15 protein-coding genes are annotated in these 13,829 nt (G+C 58.2%); 7 read left to right on the forward strand and 8 right to left on the reverse strand.

Annotated features, from left to right (window positions below; genetic code table 11):
- Positions 1-90 precede the first annotated feature (90 nt).
- Entirely contained in the window at positions 91-537 is a 447-nt protein-coding gene (locus tag I5192_RS01295) for an Rrf2 family transcriptional regulator (protein ID WP_170395922.1), read from the forward strand.
- A gap of 2 nt (positions 538-539) precedes the next feature.
- On the opposite strand, the gene I5192_RS01300 is transcribed toward I5192_RS01295, so the two are convergent.
- Both I5192_RS01300 and I5192_RS01305 read right to left on the reverse strand, forming a co-directional pair.
- Entirely contained in the window at positions 540-3,068 is a 2,529-nt protein-coding gene (locus I5192_RS01300; RefSeq protein WP_223117569.1) for an ABC transporter permease, read from the reverse strand.
- On the reverse strand, positions 3,065-3,760 hold the full coding sequence (locus I5192_RS01305; RefSeq protein ID WP_223117570.1) for an ABC transporter ATP-binding protein: 696 nt from the start codon (positions 3,758-3,760) through the stop codon (positions 3,065-3,067). Before I5192_RS01305 ends, I5192_RS01300 begins: the two co-directional genes overlap by 4 nt.
- Positions 3,761-3,829: 69 nt before the next feature.
- Here I5192_RS01305 and I5192_RS01310 point away from each other — a divergent pair, with 69 nt between their 5' ends.
- Together I5192_RS01310 and I5192_RS01315 are read left to right on the forward strand one after the other, a co-directional pair.
- Positions 3,830-4,450 carry an arylesterase gene (locus I5192_RS01310; RefSeq protein WP_223117571.1) on the forward strand — a complete coding sequence of 207 codons (621 nt, stop codon included), beginning with the start codon at positions 3,830-3,832 and terminating at the stop codon, positions 4,448-4,450.
- A 9-nt stretch (positions 4,451-4,459) separates the two neighbouring features.
- Positions 4,460-5,074: an SOS response-associated peptidase gene (locus tag I5192_RS01315; RefSeq protein ID WP_170423818.1), complete on the forward strand. Its 615-nt coding sequence runs from the start codon at positions 4,460-4,462 to the stop codon at positions 5,072-5,074.
- On the opposite strand, the gene I5192_RS01320 is transcribed toward I5192_RS01315, so the two are convergent.
- Together I5192_RS01320 and I5192_RS01325 are read right to left on the reverse strand one after the other, a co-directional pair.
- Complete coding sequence (locus I5192_RS01320; RefSeq protein ID WP_170395928.1) at positions 5,071-5,625, reverse strand: L,D-transpeptidase; 555 nt, start codon at positions 5,623-5,625, stop codon at positions 5,071-5,073. The two genes, I5192_RS01315 and I5192_RS01320, sit on opposite strands and share 4 nt — an antisense overlap.
- A 167-nt stretch (positions 5,626-5,792) precedes the next feature.
- Positions 5,793-5,999, reverse strand: coding sequence for a cold-shock protein (locus I5192_RS01325; RefSeq protein ID WP_010442474.1), 207 nt, complete (start codon positions 5,997-5,999; stop codon positions 5,793-5,795).
- Positions 6,000-6,326: 327 nt separating this feature from the next.
- Here I5192_RS01325 and I5192_RS01330 point away from each other — a divergent pair, with 327 nt between their 5' ends.
- A complete protein-coding gene (locus tag I5192_RS01330) occupies positions 6,327-6,926 on the forward strand; it encodes a transposase (RefSeq protein ID WP_223117572.1) in 600 nt (199 codons plus the stop codon).
- Positions 6,927-7,054: 128 nt separating this feature from the next.
- On the opposite strand, the gene I5192_RS01335 is transcribed toward I5192_RS01330, so the two are convergent.
- Together I5192_RS01335 and ettA are read right to left on the reverse strand one after the other, a co-directional pair.
- Positions 7,055-7,831 carry a hypothetical protein gene (locus I5192_RS01335; protein ID WP_223117573.1) on the reverse strand — a complete coding sequence of 259 codons (777 nt, stop codon included), beginning with the start codon at positions 7,829-7,831 and terminating at the stop codon, positions 7,055-7,057.
- Between the two features lie 52 nt (positions 7,832-7,883).
- The gene (gene ettA, locus I5192_RS01340; RefSeq protein WP_170462733.1) at positions 7,884-9,551 is read right to left on the reverse strand and encodes an energy-dependent translational throttle protein EttA; all 1,668 of its coding nucleotides are present in this window, start codon (positions 9,549-9,551) and stop codon (positions 7,884-7,886) included.
- A 138-nt stretch (positions 9,552-9,689) separates the two neighbouring features.
- Here ettA and I5192_RS01345 point away from each other — a divergent pair, with 138 nt between their 5' ends.
- The 3 genes from I5192_RS01345 to dacB all read left to right on the forward strand — a co-directional run bounded on the left by I5192_RS01345 (position 9,690) and on the right by dacB (position 12,359).
- Positions 9,690-10,160 carry an MOSC domain-containing protein gene (locus tag I5192_RS01345; protein WP_223117574.1) on the forward strand — a complete coding sequence of 157 codons (471 nt, stop codon included), beginning with the start codon at positions 9,690-9,692 and terminating at the stop codon, positions 10,158-10,160.
- A 32-nt stretch (positions 10,161-10,192) separates the two neighbouring features.
- Positions 10,193-10,813, forward strand: coding sequence for a nicotinate-nucleotide adenylyltransferase (locus tag I5192_RS01350; protein WP_223117575.1), 621 nt, complete (start codon positions 10,193-10,195; stop codon positions 10,811-10,813).
- 67 nt (positions 10,814-10,880) lie between these two features.
- Positions 10,881-12,359 carry a D-alanyl-D-alanine carboxypeptidase/D-alanyl-D-alanine-endopeptidase gene (dacB, locus tag I5192_RS01355; RefSeq protein WP_223117576.1) on the forward strand — a complete coding sequence of 493 codons (1,479 nt, stop codon included), beginning with the start codon at positions 10,881-10,883 and terminating at the stop codon, positions 12,357-12,359.
- Here dacB and I5192_RS01360 read toward each other — a convergent pair.
- Positions 12,356-12,778 carry a tellurite resistance TerB family protein gene (locus I5192_RS01360; protein ID WP_170395941.1) on the reverse strand — a complete coding sequence of 141 codons (423 nt, stop codon included), beginning with the start codon at positions 12,776-12,778 and terminating at the stop codon, positions 12,356-12,358. The two genes, dacB and I5192_RS01360, sit on opposite strands and share 4 nt — an antisense overlap.
- A gap of 325 nt (positions 12,779-13,103) precedes the next feature.
- Positions 13,104-13,811, reverse strand: a complete 708-nt coding sequence (locus I5192_RS01365; RefSeq protein WP_223117577.1) for a substrate-binding domain-containing protein — start codon at positions 13,809-13,811, stop codon at positions 13,104-13,106.
- Between the last annotated feature and the right edge of the window lie 18 nt (positions 13,812-13,829).

Here is a 13,829-nt window from a genome sequence, read left to right on the forward strand (position 1 = left end):
GTCGCGTCCTTCTTTGACGATTGATGTATGTCAAACAGTCTTTTTACGAGACATGCAATAAAGCTTCACCTTGAGATTCGGGAGGCCCTAATGCGGATTACCAAACGGACGAATATCGCGGTGCGTGTTTTGATGTATTGCGCCGCACATCAGGAACGGCTGGTCACGAAGGCCGAGATCGCCGATGTCTGTAATATTTCAGAAAACCATCTGGCACAGGTGATCAACCAACTGAGCCAGCTAGACTATCTCAGCACACAACGCGGCCGCAATGGCGGCATGACGCTGGCACGCCCGGCGGATCAGATCCGGGTCGGGTCCGTGTTTCGCCATGTCGAAGGCGGGTTGCCGATTGCCGAGTGTTTTGCGGATGCTGACAACACCTGCCCACTGACCGATGCCTGCCGCCTCCGGTTGGCGCTGCAAGATGCGGCTGAGGTGTTTTATGCGTCGCTGGACGAAATCACGCTCGATGCGTTGGTTTGCGACAATGACCAATTGCTGAAAATATTGCAGCCTGTCGCTTGTATGCGCTGAACTCAGTCGCTGGCGCGCAGTATACGCGCAGGGCGTACTGAAAGCGGGCGCAGGGCAAAGACCATCCCCGCGCCTAAGGTAACGCCAACACCGGCGATGACGATCCCAAGCGCGGATGGCCAGATGACCGCGAACTCTGTGTCGAATATATAAGTAGCCACGGCCCAACCGCCCAGAATTCCGGTCAGCAAAGCAACGCAACCTGCGGCTGCTCCCAAAAGGATTGCCCGCAGGGCAAAGCTGCGCAATATGCGCCCACGGTTGGCACCCAGAGTCTTGAGGATCGCTGCCTCGTACCTACGCGCCGGTTCGCCCGCTGCCGCCGCACCGATCAACACCAAAAACCCGGTCAACAGAGAGACCCCTGCGCCATATGACGTGGCTGCCGCAAGCCCCGCCAGCAGGCCTGATACCCGGTCGATGGCGTCTCTGACCCGGACTGCCGTGATGTTGGGGAATTGACCGGCCAAATCACGCAGAATGGCGGCCTCGGCCTGTTCTTCGGCATAAACGGTAGCGATGAAGCTATGCGGGGCACCAGCCAATGCAGAGGGGTTCATCGACATGACAAAACCCATTCCTGCAGTAGAGAAATCAACCTCACGCAGCGATGTGAGTTCAGCTGTGATATCGCGGCCCAGGATATTAACGGTCAGCTCATCGCCCAGTTTCAGGCCCATCTCGTCGGCCTCTTCTGCGGCAAAGCTGACTTGCGGTGGGCCGCTGTAGTCCTCTGGCCACCAAACCCCGTCAGTCACGCGGGCATTCCGTGGGGGGCGGGCAGAGTAGGTTACGCCCCGGTCGCCGTCCAGAACCCAGTGATCGCCTGCAATCTCGCGCGCGGGTCGCCCATTGATTTTGGTAATGATCCCACGCAGCATCGGAGCGCTTTCTACCCGACTGACGGCAGGGTCAGTGTCGAGACGTTCGCTGAACCCGGGCATCTGATCCTTCTGGATATCGACGAAGAAATACGAGGGTGCGACCTCAGGCAAGTTGCCCGAAATCGCATTGCGTAGCGTGCCGTCGATCTGCCCAACCGCCGCAAGGACCGAAAGGCCGAGCCCAAGGGACAGGACCACCGATGCTGCGCCTTCGCGTGGGTCAGAGATGGCGGACAACGCCCACCGCAGGGCTGGACGCCCTCTGGCCCAAGGAGCGCCCGCGCGGGCCAATTTGCGAATGGCAATGGCAGAAAGGGTCAGCAAAGTGAGCGCCCCCGCCAGACCTGCGCTTGTCCAGAGGGTCAACCGGGTTGAACCGCTGAACCAAGCGGCGGCTCCGATCAGTGCGGCCAGGCCAATTGCAGTCGCAATTACATAGATCAACCGCGGGAAGCTGCTTGCCGAAGTCAGCGCATCCCGGAACAATGTTGCCGCACGCACCTCCTCGGTTCTGGCCAGAGGCCAAAGCGTAAACAGGAACGCGGTTAGCACACCATAAAGTGCGGCCTCGAACAGGGGCTGCGGATATAGCGAGAATACAGCAGGGATCGGCAGTTGGGTTTCGATAACCGGTGCCAGCAGCATTGGAAGCGCCGCGCCCAGGGTCAAACCCATGACGATACCAACGCCTGAAAGAACGGCGATCTGGATCATGTATGTCTGAAAGATTGTGGCCCGATCAGCGCCCAAAGTCCGCAATGTCGCAATGGTTTCCGTTTTCTGGGATAGATAGGCGCGCACGGCAGCCGATACTCCGATCCCCCCAACCGCCAATCCGGATAGACCAACCAGCACCAGAAACGCGCTGAGGCGCCCTACAAACTCGGATATCCCCGGCGCACCATTGCGGGCATCAGTCCAGCGCATGCCGGTTCCCTCGAAGGCCTGCCTGGCCTGCTGCGACAGCGCCTCCAACTCGACGGTTTGCGGCAAGTTCATCCTGTATTTGGTGGAAAACAAAGTACCCGGAGCCAGCAGGCCCGATGATTGCAAATCCTCGGTTCGAACCAAGGTGCGCGGTCCCAGCGAGAACCCATCTGCCGCACCATCCGGTTCGTGTTCCAGCGAGGCCATCAAAACGAACCTCTGCGTACCGAGATCAAATTGGTCCCCAATCGCAAGGTTCAGGCGGTCAATCAGGGACGGAGCCATCACGGCGCCGGGCAGCCCATCGGCGCCCGCCAAGGCCTCGGGCAAAGAAACTGCGGGTTCCAGAGCCACCGATCCCAACAACGGATAGGCCCCGTCCACGGCCTTCACCTGAGTTAACGCCCGTTGCGCGCCTGCGCCATCACCCGTGACGGCCATGGACCTGAAATCGACGACCTCCGACACTGCTTGCGCGGTGTCCGCCATCCAGTCACGTTCCTCATCGTTTGCAAAGCGATAGGTGAACTCCAGCTGGGCATCGCCGCCTAAGAGCGACGCGCCCTCTTGTTGCAATCCGGTCTGAATGGCTTGGCGCACCATGCCAACCGCAGCAATTGCTGCAACACCCAAAGCCAGGCAGGCCAGAAACACCCGAAACCCGCGCAACCCACCGCGCAGTTCGCGCCGGGCCAGGCGACCGGCCAGTCGCAGGCTCATTCGGCGGCCTCACGCTGGGATTCCTCGGCGATACGCCCATCGCGCAAGCGCACAACGCGGTCGCATTTCTGAGCCAGTGTATGGCTGTGCGTGACCAGAACCAGAGTTGCCCCGTGACGGTCCCGCAGTCCGAATAACAGATCAATGATTGCTGAACCGTTGGTTTCATCCAGATTTCCCGTTGGTTCATCCGCCAGTAATATATGCGGGCGCGGGGCCGAAGCGCGGGCCAGCGCCGCACGCTGTTGCTCGCCGCCTGACAACTGCGCCGGGTAGTGATCGATACGATGTGAAAGGCCCACGGCCTCCAACTCGGCCGCGGCGCGCTGGAATGCATCTTTGTGTCCCGCGAGTTCTAACGGGGTCGCCACGTTCTCAAGCGCGGTCATCGTCGGAATCAAGTGGAAATTCTGAAACACTACGCCCATGGCATCTCTTCTGAACCGTGCCAGCGCATCCTCGCTCATTTTCGTCAAATCTTGGCCCAATGCGGTAACGCGTCCACCAGTTGCCTGTTCTAAGCCGCCCATTAGCATCAGTAGCGAAGACTTTCCGGAACCAGAGGGACCGATCAGCCCCAGAGTTTCACCCTTGCTCACAGTCAAAGTGATGTCGTGCAGGATATCCACTCTTCCGGCATTGCCATCCAGCGATAATGCGGCATCTTGGAGGGTGAGAACGGGTGTCGTCATCGATCAGGCCATCAAGAGGGGTACAGTCCATTGGGATATGGCGCGATACAGAAGCTGCGCAAGGGTTTGATGTCAGGCGTGTTCATCTGTTGCGGATTTGCCGCGACGGCTGAGCCGGTGGTGATTGCGGCGCTCGGAGATTCCCTGACACAAGGATATGGACTTCCGCAACAAGACGGGTTTGTGCCGCAACTGCAACGCTGGTTGCAGGAGGAAGGGGCGGATATTCAGCTTATCAACGCCGGTGTTTCCGGGGATACGACCGCAGGAGGAGCCTCCCGCGTTGATTGGACTCTGACGCCAGAGGTCGATGGCATGATTGTAGCCCTCGGCGGCAATGATCTGTTACGCGGTATCGATCCGGATGTGTCGCGCGCCAATCTTGAGGCAATCCTGAACACCGCTGAAGCTGCGAATGTCGAAGTTCTGCTGATCGGCATGCAAGCCCCCGGGAACTATGGGATGGATTACAAGCAAAGTTTCGATGCCATGTATCCGGAACTGGCGCAGCAGTATGGCGCGATCTATGCGGAAAGCTTCTTTGACGGGCTCACGACCGAGGGCGATCCTGCAGTCGCGCGCCAGTTCATGCAATCTGATGGCATCCATCCAAATGCCCAAGGCGTTGCGCTGATCGTTGACGCGCTAGGACCTTTTGTACTGGCTTTAGCGGAGCGCGCTGCCGATTAGGAGGGTCCTATGCCAGGCCGGTTTTTTCTCACACGACCAATTGGCGAGATTGCTAAGTTCCTGAACGTGAAAGATAACGTAGGGCCTCAACCCCCGCGCAGGAACATTCAACCGGGTCAGGAGGTGACGGTATTGACCGGTGAAGGCTTGAAGATGATGCGTTGGGGGATGATCCCGGTCGGCAGGGTCAATGCGCGCGGACGTCCGGTGATGGAGACCATTATCAACGCTCGCTCTGAAACGGTTTTTGACAAAAGCGCATTCGAAGGTGTTGGGCGCGCAGTTATACCAGTTGATGGCTGGTACGAGTGGACCGGAGAGAAACGGCGCAAAACTGCATGGCGTATCGCAGCGAAGGATGGCATTCCGCTATTATTTGCTGCAATTACGGATTGTTGGGAGGCCCCTGGTGGGCAGCGTGTGGATCAGGTCGCCGCAGTCACCTGCGAGCCAAATGCCGATGTAAAGCCGATCCACCACCGTATGGGTGTGTTGCTGGGGTCGCAGGATGTGGATTGCTGGTTACATGGATCCGAAGAAGAGGCGCAGAAGCTGATGCGCCCATGGCCAGAAGGTCGCCTGAGGATTGAACAAGCCGACGATGTGGATTGGTCGGCGGCTTAGACCACGGTCACCACGGTTCCAATCGGCACCCGGTTGTACAGATCGATTACATGCTCATTCAGCATCCGTATGCAGCCGTTCGAGGCCGCGCGACCGATGGTTTGCGGTTGTGTGGTGCCATGGATGCGGAAATAGGTGTCGACTCCGTTTTGGAACAGATACAAAGCGCGCGCGCCCAGTGGATTATCGCTCCCTCCCGGTTGGACATAGTCGTTGTCCTTAAACCGACCATAGGCCACCGGGTCGCGTTCGATCATCTCATCGGTCGGTCGCCAGGTGGGCCATTCCTTCTTGACGTCGATAGTTGCGGTTCCTGTAAACTCCAGTCCGGCTTTGCCGACGCCGCAGCCATAGCGGATCGCTTTGCGGGGTTCGGTTATGTAATAAAGGTAGAAGGAACGGGGAACGACCAGCAGCTGACCGGGTAGGAATTGCTTTTTGACCCGCACGAATTGTGGCGTGGGATCATACTCGACCGCTTTCTTGGCGCTGACAACGCCCGGAAGCAGGCTGACGGCAGTACCGGCCAGAAATACGCGGCGTGTGAACATGGTGACATCCCTCAAATGACCAAAGAAATCATAACGCTAGTTTTGAAATGATAGCGGATTTGGTCAATCACCGGGGAGGAATAACCCGATTGTGATGTATTCCCTATGCCACACACGGGGCGCGGGCATAGCGGAGAGGGCGGGAAAAATCCCGCCCTTTGAATGGCTTAGGCCAGTTCGATATTGTCGGCGCTTTCGCGGCCGTCACGACCAGCGCGCAGCTCGTACGTGACCTTCTGGTTGTCGGCCAGACCGGTGAGGCCCGAACGCTCGACAGCCGAGATGTGTACGAAGATGTCTTTGCCGCCATCTTCAGGTGCGATAAAGCCGTAGCCTTTGGTGGTGTTGAACCATTTTACGGTGCCTGCGGGCATATCCGTTGTCTCCTGTTTAGTGCTGCCCACGTGGATGCGGCAGCCCGGCGTCGTTGTCTGGATCGATAGACTGAGCGCCGTAGAAGGAGACTGCAGGTCGAAATAGAAAAACGTAAGCCTCATGGATATGGCATCGGTCAGGCGGTGTGGCAAGGGCGGATTGTACGGTTTGTACAGGGGTTTGAGGGGCAATCGTCCGACTTGTACAAGAATCCGCCGATGGTTTTGGTTATTGGTTGGCAGAGCTTTGATAAGGTCCGGTTATTTATCTGGCGCGTCGGAGTGGCATTCAGAATCCGTTAACCCTCGTCATGATCAAGTTACAGCATGAGCGATTATCGACGCGTCTGCATTCCCGGGGCCAAGTATTTTTTCACCGTGTCTTTGGCCGACCGGTCGTCGGATTTGTTAGTGCGAGAGGTGGCGCATTTGCGGGCCGCCTTTGCGGTGACCCAGAGGGAGCGGCCGTTCTGGTGCGATGCGTTTGTTGTGTTGCCGGATCATTTGCACGCGGTTTGGACCTTGCCGCCGGGGGATGCGGATTATTCGACACGGTGGGGTGCGATTAAGGCGCGGTTTAACATGCGGGTCAGAGAAGCAATGCGTAGGCCGGGCTTCAGCCCGGCACCCGCCCCCGAACACCTGCCCGTTGTGACATCCGGCAGATATGCCGGGCTGAAGCCCGGCCTACGGGCCGACAGACGCGAAGCGCCTGTTTGGCAGCGCCGTTTTTGGGAGCACACCATTCGGGACGAACAGGATTACCGCAATCATATGGCGTATTGTTGGCGGAATCCGGTGAAGCACGGGTTGGTCGAGCGCCCGACCGATTGGCCGTATTCGTCAATCCATCGCGATATTCGTGCGGGTCGGGTTGATCCGGAGTGGAGTGGTGCGGTCACCGAGGGACCGTTCGGAGAGCCGTAGGATGGGGTTTCACCCCATCATTTGAGAGGTTGGAGTTTGCAAGTGGTTTTGTGCGCGGGAACAGATCGTGCGAGTGTTCGGGTATTATCGTTGAGTGAGTGATGGGGTGAAACCCCATCCTACGCTTGCTAAGCAAGTTCAGCGTAATCCGGACGCGTCTTCAAAAACCCATTTAGGGCTACATCATCCAGCATCTCAATCATTTCGAAAGCCGAGAATACACCTAAAAGGTGATCATTCTTTTCGTTTAGTATAGTCGACTTGACTATATACCAAGCCAAACAATATGCGCACTCTTCGTCAAACAAAGAGCGCAGTAAGCTAGCCATGTCTTCGGCTTCATTGTTCCGATCTACCAGATTCGTGAGATGGACTAACATGCAAACATAGAAATAATTCTTGTTTGCCAGCTTGTTTATGGAATCCTGAAGTATCAGTTCAGTACGGACGCCTACTGCAACTTTTTCAAGAAGGCTTGCGCAGAAAAAACTCGAGCTAGAATACTCGGACTGACCTAGTCTTCCATCTACGACCGGGCGAATAGCCAAACGGTTTTTTTCTTGAAGCGCGGAATTCAGCAAAGAATTGAATGTCTGTGTGAAATTCTGTCTTTCTAGTGCTTCTTTTTGAAGCTCATTAAGCTCCTCTTGTCCTTCTAGTAGTTTGCGAGTGTCATTTCGTTCCTTTCTGACTTCTTCAAGCTCTTCACGTTGCAAGCTCACCGCAAGCACTAGCATTAGTAACGCGGTGCCGGAGAAAAGGGCGTTGGCCGCACCAAATGTGTCACCAAATGTGCCGCCTGATTGGTCTGACTGAATTGCATATATGAAATTCAGCAAGTAGGCGCAGGGCACGAACCAAAGTGCATGTTTCAACCAGAAACGAAGTTCTTTAAATCTATTCATGGTCTCGAGCTAGTATTAAATGAAAAGGGGCAGCAAACTAGCCGCCCCCATATCACCGCGCAAACTTCTTATGCTTCAACCGCTTGGGCTCCAGCGCGTCCGGTCCCAGACGGCGCTTTTTGTCCTCTTCGTAATCCTCGAAGTTGCCCTCGAACCATTCCACGTGCGCGTCGCCCTCGAAGGCCAGAATATGCGTGCAAATCCGGTCAAGGAAGAAGCGGTCGTGGGAGATCACCACGGCGCAGCCGGCGAAATCGACCAGCGCGTCTTCCAGTGCGCGCAGGGTTTCAACGTCAAGGTCGTTGGTCGGTTCGTCGAGCAGCAGGACGTTGCCGCCCTCTTTCAGCAGGCGGGCCATGTGGACGCGGTTGCGCTCACCGCCTGAGAGTAGCGAGACCTTTTTCTGCTGGTCGCCGCCCTTGAAGTTGAAAGACGAGCAATAGGCGCGGGAATTGACCTGCGCGTCGCCCAGTTGGATGATCTCGGCACCGCCGGTGATCGCCTCCCACACGGTATCGTTGTCGGCAAGGTCATCGCGGGACTGGTCGACATAGGACAGCTCGACCGTGTCGCCCAGCGTGATGGTGCCGCTGTCGGGTTGTTCCTGACCGGTGAGCATCTTGAACAGGGTCGATTTACCGGCACCGTTGGGGCCGATGACGCCGACGATGCCGCCGGGGGGCAGGGCAAAGTCCAGCCCTTCGATCAGCTGCTTGTCGCCCATGTGTTTTGACAGGCCCTCGACCTCGATCACCTTGCCACCAAGGCGCTGGCCGTTGGGGATGACGATCTGGGCGCGGGTCAGCTTTTCGCGCTCGGACTGCTCGGCCAGTTCGTTATAGGCGTTGATCCGGGCCTTGGATTTGGCCTGACGTGCCTTTTGACCCTGACGCATCCATTCCAGTTCGCGCTGCAGGGTTTTCTGCTTGGACTTGTCCTCACGCGCTTCCTGCTCCAGCCGTTTGGCCTTTTGTTCCAGCCACGCGGAATAGTTGCCCTCGTAGGGAATACCGCGGCCGCGGTCGAGTTCGAGGATCCAGCCTGTGATGTCATCCAGGAAATAACGGTCGTGAGTGACGATCAGAATGGTGCCTTTGTAGTCGATCAGGTGCTGTTGCAGCCACGCGATGGTCTCGGCGTCCAGGTGGTTGGTCGGTTCGTCGAGCAGCAGCATGTCGGGCGCTTCCAGCAGCAGCTTGCAAAGCGCCACACGGCGTTTCTCACCGCCCGAAAGGTTGGCGATGTTGGCATCGTCTGGCGGGCAGCGCAGCGCTTCCATCGAGACATCGATCTGACTGTCGAGGTCCCACAGGTTTTCCGCGTCGATCGCATCCTGCAGGGTAGTCATTTCCTCCATCAACTCGTCCGAGTAGTTCTCGGCGATCTCCATGGCAATCTCGTTGAACCGGTCGACCTTGGCCTTTTTCGCGGCCACGCCCAGCATGACGTTCTCGCGGACGGTCAGCGATTCATCCAACTGAGGTTCCTGCGGCAGATAGCCGACCTTGGCGCCCTCGGCCGCCCATGCCTCACCGGTGAAGTCCGTGTCGAGGCCCGCCATGATCTTCATCAGCGTCGATTTACCTGCGCCGTTGACGCCGACGACACCGATTTTCACGCCGGGCAGAAAGCTGAGGTGGATGTTTTCAAAGCACTTTTTGCCACCGGGATAGGTCTTGGAGACACCCTGCATGTGGTAGACATATTGATAGGCGGCCATGTCGCGTCCTCTGGGTCGGGGAAATCAAGTTGGAACGCTGGATATCCGAGGCGAGCGGGCGGGGCAAGCTGCTGGTATTGTGAATTTTCTGTGGTCGTTTGATCCGGTAGAACCAACACGACAAGGAGTGGTGGGGTTTTGGCAGAACTTGCGGAACTGATTGCCGGTTGGGCGCAACCGGGCCGGGTGACATGGATCGGTTTACGTCCCGGCCGCAGAGCGGAAATGGATGGGCGCAACGAGGTTTGGGTATCAGCCGATGGGCTGGACGGCGACCGCAGCCGGGCGGGCAAGCGGGCGGTGACTTTGATCCAGCAGGAACATCTGGCGGCGATTGGCTCTTATCTGGGGCAAGGATCGGTTAAGCCTGAGATCCTGCGGCGCAATCTGGTGGTTTCGGGAATCAATCTGGCGGCGCTAAAGGGGCGGGAGGTGCAGGTCGGGGAGGCCGTTTTGCGCTTTACCGTGATCTGCGCTCCGTGCAGTCGGATGGAGGAGGCGTTGGGCAAAGGCGGCTATTCTGCTGTGCGGGGGCATGGGGGATGGTGTGCCGAAGTAGTGCAACCGGGGCAAGTCAGGCTTGGCGATGTGGTGCAGCCGATTGATTGACAACACCTCTCAGTTCTGAACATCAGCAGAGGATGGAACGCAGTACCATTCCATATGCGGGGCCCGGGCAGGTCGTGGGGTTGTTCGGAGGGTCATTTGATCCTCCGCATCAAGGTCATGTGCATGTGACGCGCGAGGCGATGAAGGCGTTCGGGCTGGATCGGGTGTGGTGGCTGGTGTCGCCGGGCAATCCGTTGAAGGAGCGGGGGCCTGCGCCTTTGGAGCGGCGGGTTGCGGCGGCGCGGGACGTGATGCAGCATCCGCGCGTTGATGTGACGGATATTGAGGCGCTGACGGGGACGCGGGCGACGGCGGATACACTGGCGGCGCTGCGGCGGCTTTATCCGCAGGTTCGGTTTGTATGGCTGATGGGGGCCGACAATCTGGCGCAGTTTCACCGCTGGAAAGACTGGCGACAGATCATGGACAGCGTGCCTGTGGGCGTTGTGGCGCGGCCTGGGGACCGGATTTCTGCTCGGATGTCTCCGGCGGCTCGGCTTTATGCCAAGTACCGTATCGATGGGCAGGCGCGGCATTTGCTGGGGCGGGCGGAGGCTCCGGCGTGGTGTTTTGTGAACGTGCCGATGGTTGACGTCAGTTCGACCGAGTTGCGCAATCGCGGGAATTGGAGCGATGGGGTGTTGCCCGAATGACTCCACTTGGCGCATAATCTTAATCAAGTGATTGTCTGCATTTAAGCTCTGGGATTCTAATAGACCCATGGTCGATCGAATTTCGCGTCGTTTGTTTCTGGGTGGATTAGGGGCGTCTCTGGTTCCGGGCACAGGTCTGGCCGAGGCGCCTTTGGTGTCTCTGCGCCCTGTGCTGCGTGGCCCGCAACCCAGCGGGGCTGAGCGGCTGGTTAAGGCGGCGGGGCTGAGGGGCGAGGTTGTTTTTGCCGTGGCCGACGTGGAATCCGGAACGCCGCTGGAGGTGTTCGGCGAGGGCCAAAGCCTACCACCAGCCAGCGTCGCCAAGGCGCTGACCGCGCTTTATGCGCTGGATGTGCTGGGTCCGGAGTATCGGTTCGAAACGCGCTTGATCGCGGATGGACCGGTCGAGAATGGCATTCTGAAAGGCGACCTGATCCTTGCGGGTGGCGGTGATCCGCTGCTGGATACAGACGCGCTGGCCACAATGGCAGCCAATCTGCGCAAGGCCGGGATCACCGAGGTGAAGGGCGCGTTCAAGGTCTATGATGGTGCGCTGCCCTACGTCTTCAGCATTGATCCGGGGCAGCCGGATCATCTGGGCTATAGCCCGTCGATCAGCGGGATTTCCCTGAATTTCAACCGTGTGCATTTCGAGTGGAAACGCGAGGGCACCGGCTATGACGTGACCATGGATGCGCGCAGCGCAAGTTACAGGCCGTCGGTGGATATGGCATCAATGCGGGTCGAGAACCGCAGCCTGCCGATCTACACCTATCAGCCAAGCGCGCGGCAGGATCGCTGGACCGTGGCCAAAGGCGCGCTAGGCAATGGCGGGGCACGCTGGCTGCCGGTACGCAAGCCTGCGCTTTATGCCGGAGATGTGTTCCGCACGCTGGCACGCGTGAATGGGATCGTGCTGGGCCGGGTGCAGGTGACGCGGCAAGCACCGCAAGGGACCGAACTGGTGGTGCATCAGAGCGATCCGTTGGAAAGCATCCTGAAGGGGATGCTGAGATATTCGACCAATATAACCGCCGAAATGGTGGGTTTGGCGGCCACCAAGGCGCGCGGGGTTGCGCCGCAGAGCCTTGAGGACTCGGCCGCAGAAATGAACCTGTGGGCGGCAGAGCGTTTTGGCGCAGATGGGATCGCGATGGTCGATCATTCCGGACTTAGCGGTTCCTCACGTATGGCCCCCTTCAGTCTGGTCAATACGCTGGTGGCGGCGGGGCAATCAGAGGAGCTGCGGCCGTTGCTTCGGTCCTTCACGCTGGCCGACAAAAATGGGCAGCCGGTCAAGGATCATCCGATCAAGGTCGACGCAAAGACGGGGACGTTGAACTTCGTCTCGGGTCTTGGCGGTTATATGACAACGGCAGATGGGGTGGATCTGGCGTTTGCGATCTTCACCGCCGATACCGCGCACCGTGCCACGATCCCGCGTGCATCGCGCGAGCGCCCGGACGGCGCGCGGGCCTGGAACCGACGGTCCCGCAAATTGCAACGCAATCTGATTGAGCGTTGGGGTGCGCTCTACGGTAGCTAGGTTGTATGCCGCGCCCGTGCCCCGCGTTCGATAGCGGCAGCGTGCAGGCGGTCGATGCTGAGCTCGTACCGGATTTCTTCCAGCAGACGCAGTTCGGTTTCGGCCAGAGTGCCGTCAGCGGCGGCGACATCACAGGCCAGCGCGTAGGCGGTTTCGTTCAGGCGTTCGGGCAGGTTGTCACGGATCAGTCCGAACAGGGCATCCAGCCCGTCAACCTGCTCAAACAAATCAAACACGATCTGCGAGACGCGGCGGGTTCGGTCGATGTCGTAGCCTGCAAACACCGGCAGCATGTTGACCGCGCCTTCAATCTTGACCAGCTCTGCGGTTCGGATGTTCTCGTCCGAAGCGGAAATCGCCACCATGATCGCCACAAGGCAATCCTGCGGGGACATCGGATGTGGGGTTTGCTCGGTCATGGTGTCGTCCTGAATGAAACGTTTGTTGCCGCACGATAGGAGCGGGTGCAAGGAGGTTCAACTGGTAGTTTTGGGGTGCAATGAATGCGATCGATGAGGGTGGGTGATTTCGGCTGCGATGTAAACGTCCGTTGAGAGCTTACACCTGCCGTCGACCAGGCTTCTATTCTTTGCATGTGCTGCGCGTCGCGAACCAAGCGTTTCGGACTTTCACCGCCAGCATTCCAATGCAGAACTTCGCCAAGTTAATTGGCCATACGGAAACGACCAGGCACTAGCTAAGATGCGTTTCAGTTGGGCGTTTTTCTATGCCTTGCACCGCCGGTCATGCCCGATATTTAGCAAGCTCACTCCAGAATAATTCTACAGCATCCGAAGTGTTCTGTGACTTACGCGCTGCGCAGATGTTCCACGTAAGGTTCTGTGCCATAGACACGGGTTTCACCGTCTTTGCATGGATCAGATCCGCAAATGTGTCCGCCATCCCTCCCACGATGTAGTCCGGTTCTGCCAACAATCCGGTCAGGAGGTTGTAGTCGTCGCATTCGATATGCGGCTGTGCATTCACCTTTTCGACGGCTTCAGCACCGCCACCAAGTGCTTTTGTCAAAGCGGCTTTCCAGTGTTTGTGGAGATGCGGAGATGCAAAGGGAAAATCGAATATGCCTGCCATCGTTTGCGGGCCACGCTGATGAATCTTATGGTCGCGATGTGCCACAAACTGGATTTGTTGTTTCTCCATCACCATAATCTCGACGTTGTCAGCTTCGGGTGTGTAGGTCAGGTCACCCAGGAACATGTCGAACTTTCCCGCCTGCAACAAATCAAGCGGTCGTGCGTAGGCGCTTACCAGAATTCGGAAACGAAGATCAGGCATCACTTGCCGCACTGATCGCAGGGCGGGCAGGATCAGGGTTCTCGTGGTCAGAGGCCCGCAACCGATCAGCAAAGTGCCCGGCCCGGTTTCGCGCAAAGCGGCCACGCGCGTTGCATACTGGTTCAGGTCTTCGCGCAGCGCCTGGGCGATTGGCAAGAACTCCTGCCCTGCGCG

The sequence above is a fragment of the Ruegeria sp. SCSIO 43209 genome, assembly GCF_019904295.1.
Classification (GTDB): Bacteria; Pseudomonadota; Alphaproteobacteria; order Rhodobacterales; family Rhodobacteraceae; genus Ruegeria.

What these genes read in the sequence shown, in the direction of transcription:
- I5192_RS01295 (WP_170395922.1), top strand. Translation starts at nt 91, where the DNA reads ATGCGGATTACCAAACGGACGAATATCGCGGTGCGTGTTTTGATGTAT.
- I5192_RS01300 (WP_223117569.1), bottom strand. Translation starts at nt 3,068, where the DNA reads ATGAGCCTGCGACTGGCCGGTCGCCTGGCCCGGCGCGAACTGCGCGGT.
- I5192_RS01305 (WP_223117570.1), bottom strand. Translation starts at nt 3,760, where the DNA reads ATGACGACACCCGTTCTCACCCTCCAAGATGCCGCATTATCGCTGGAT.
- I5192_RS01310 (WP_223117571.1), top strand. Translation starts at nt 3,830, where the DNA reads ATGTCAGGCGTGTTCATCTGTTGCGGATTTGCCGCGACGGCTGAGCCG.
- I5192_RS01315 (WP_170423818.1), top strand. Translation starts at nt 4,460, where the DNA reads ATGCCAGGCCGGTTTTTTCTCACACGACCAATTGGCGAGATTGCTAAG.
- I5192_RS01320 (WP_170395928.1), bottom strand. Translation starts at nt 5,625, where the DNA reads ATGTTCACACGCCGCGTATTTCTGGCCGGTACTGCCGTCAGCCTGCTT.
- I5192_RS01325 (WP_010442474.1), bottom strand. Translation starts at nt 5,999, where the DNA reads ATGCCCGCAGGCACCGTAAAATGGTTCAACACCACCAAAGGCTACGGC.
- I5192_RS01330 (WP_223117572.1), top strand. Translation starts at nt 6,327, where the DNA reads ATGAGCGATTATCGACGCGTCTGCATTCCCGGGGCCAAGTATTTTTTC.
- I5192_RS01335 (WP_223117573.1), bottom strand. Translation starts at nt 7,831, where the DNA reads ATGAATAGATTTAAAGAACTTCGTTTCTGGTTGAAACATGCACTTTGG.
- ettA (WP_170462733.1), bottom strand. Translation starts at nt 9,551, where the DNA reads ATGGCCGCCTATCAATATGTCTACCACATGCAGGGTGTCTCCAAGACC.
- I5192_RS01350 (WP_223117575.1), top strand. Translation starts at nt 10,193, where the DNA reads ATGGAACGCAGTACCATTCCATATGCGGGGCCCGGGCAGGTCGTGGGG.
- dacB (WP_223117576.1), top strand. Translation starts at nt 10,881, where the DNA reads ATGGTCGATCGAATTTCGCGTCGTTTGTTTCTGGGTGGATTAGGGGCG.
- I5192_RS01360 (WP_170395941.1), bottom strand. Translation starts at nt 12,778, where the DNA reads ATGACCGAGCAAACCCCACATCCGATGTCCCCGCAGGATTGCCTTGTG.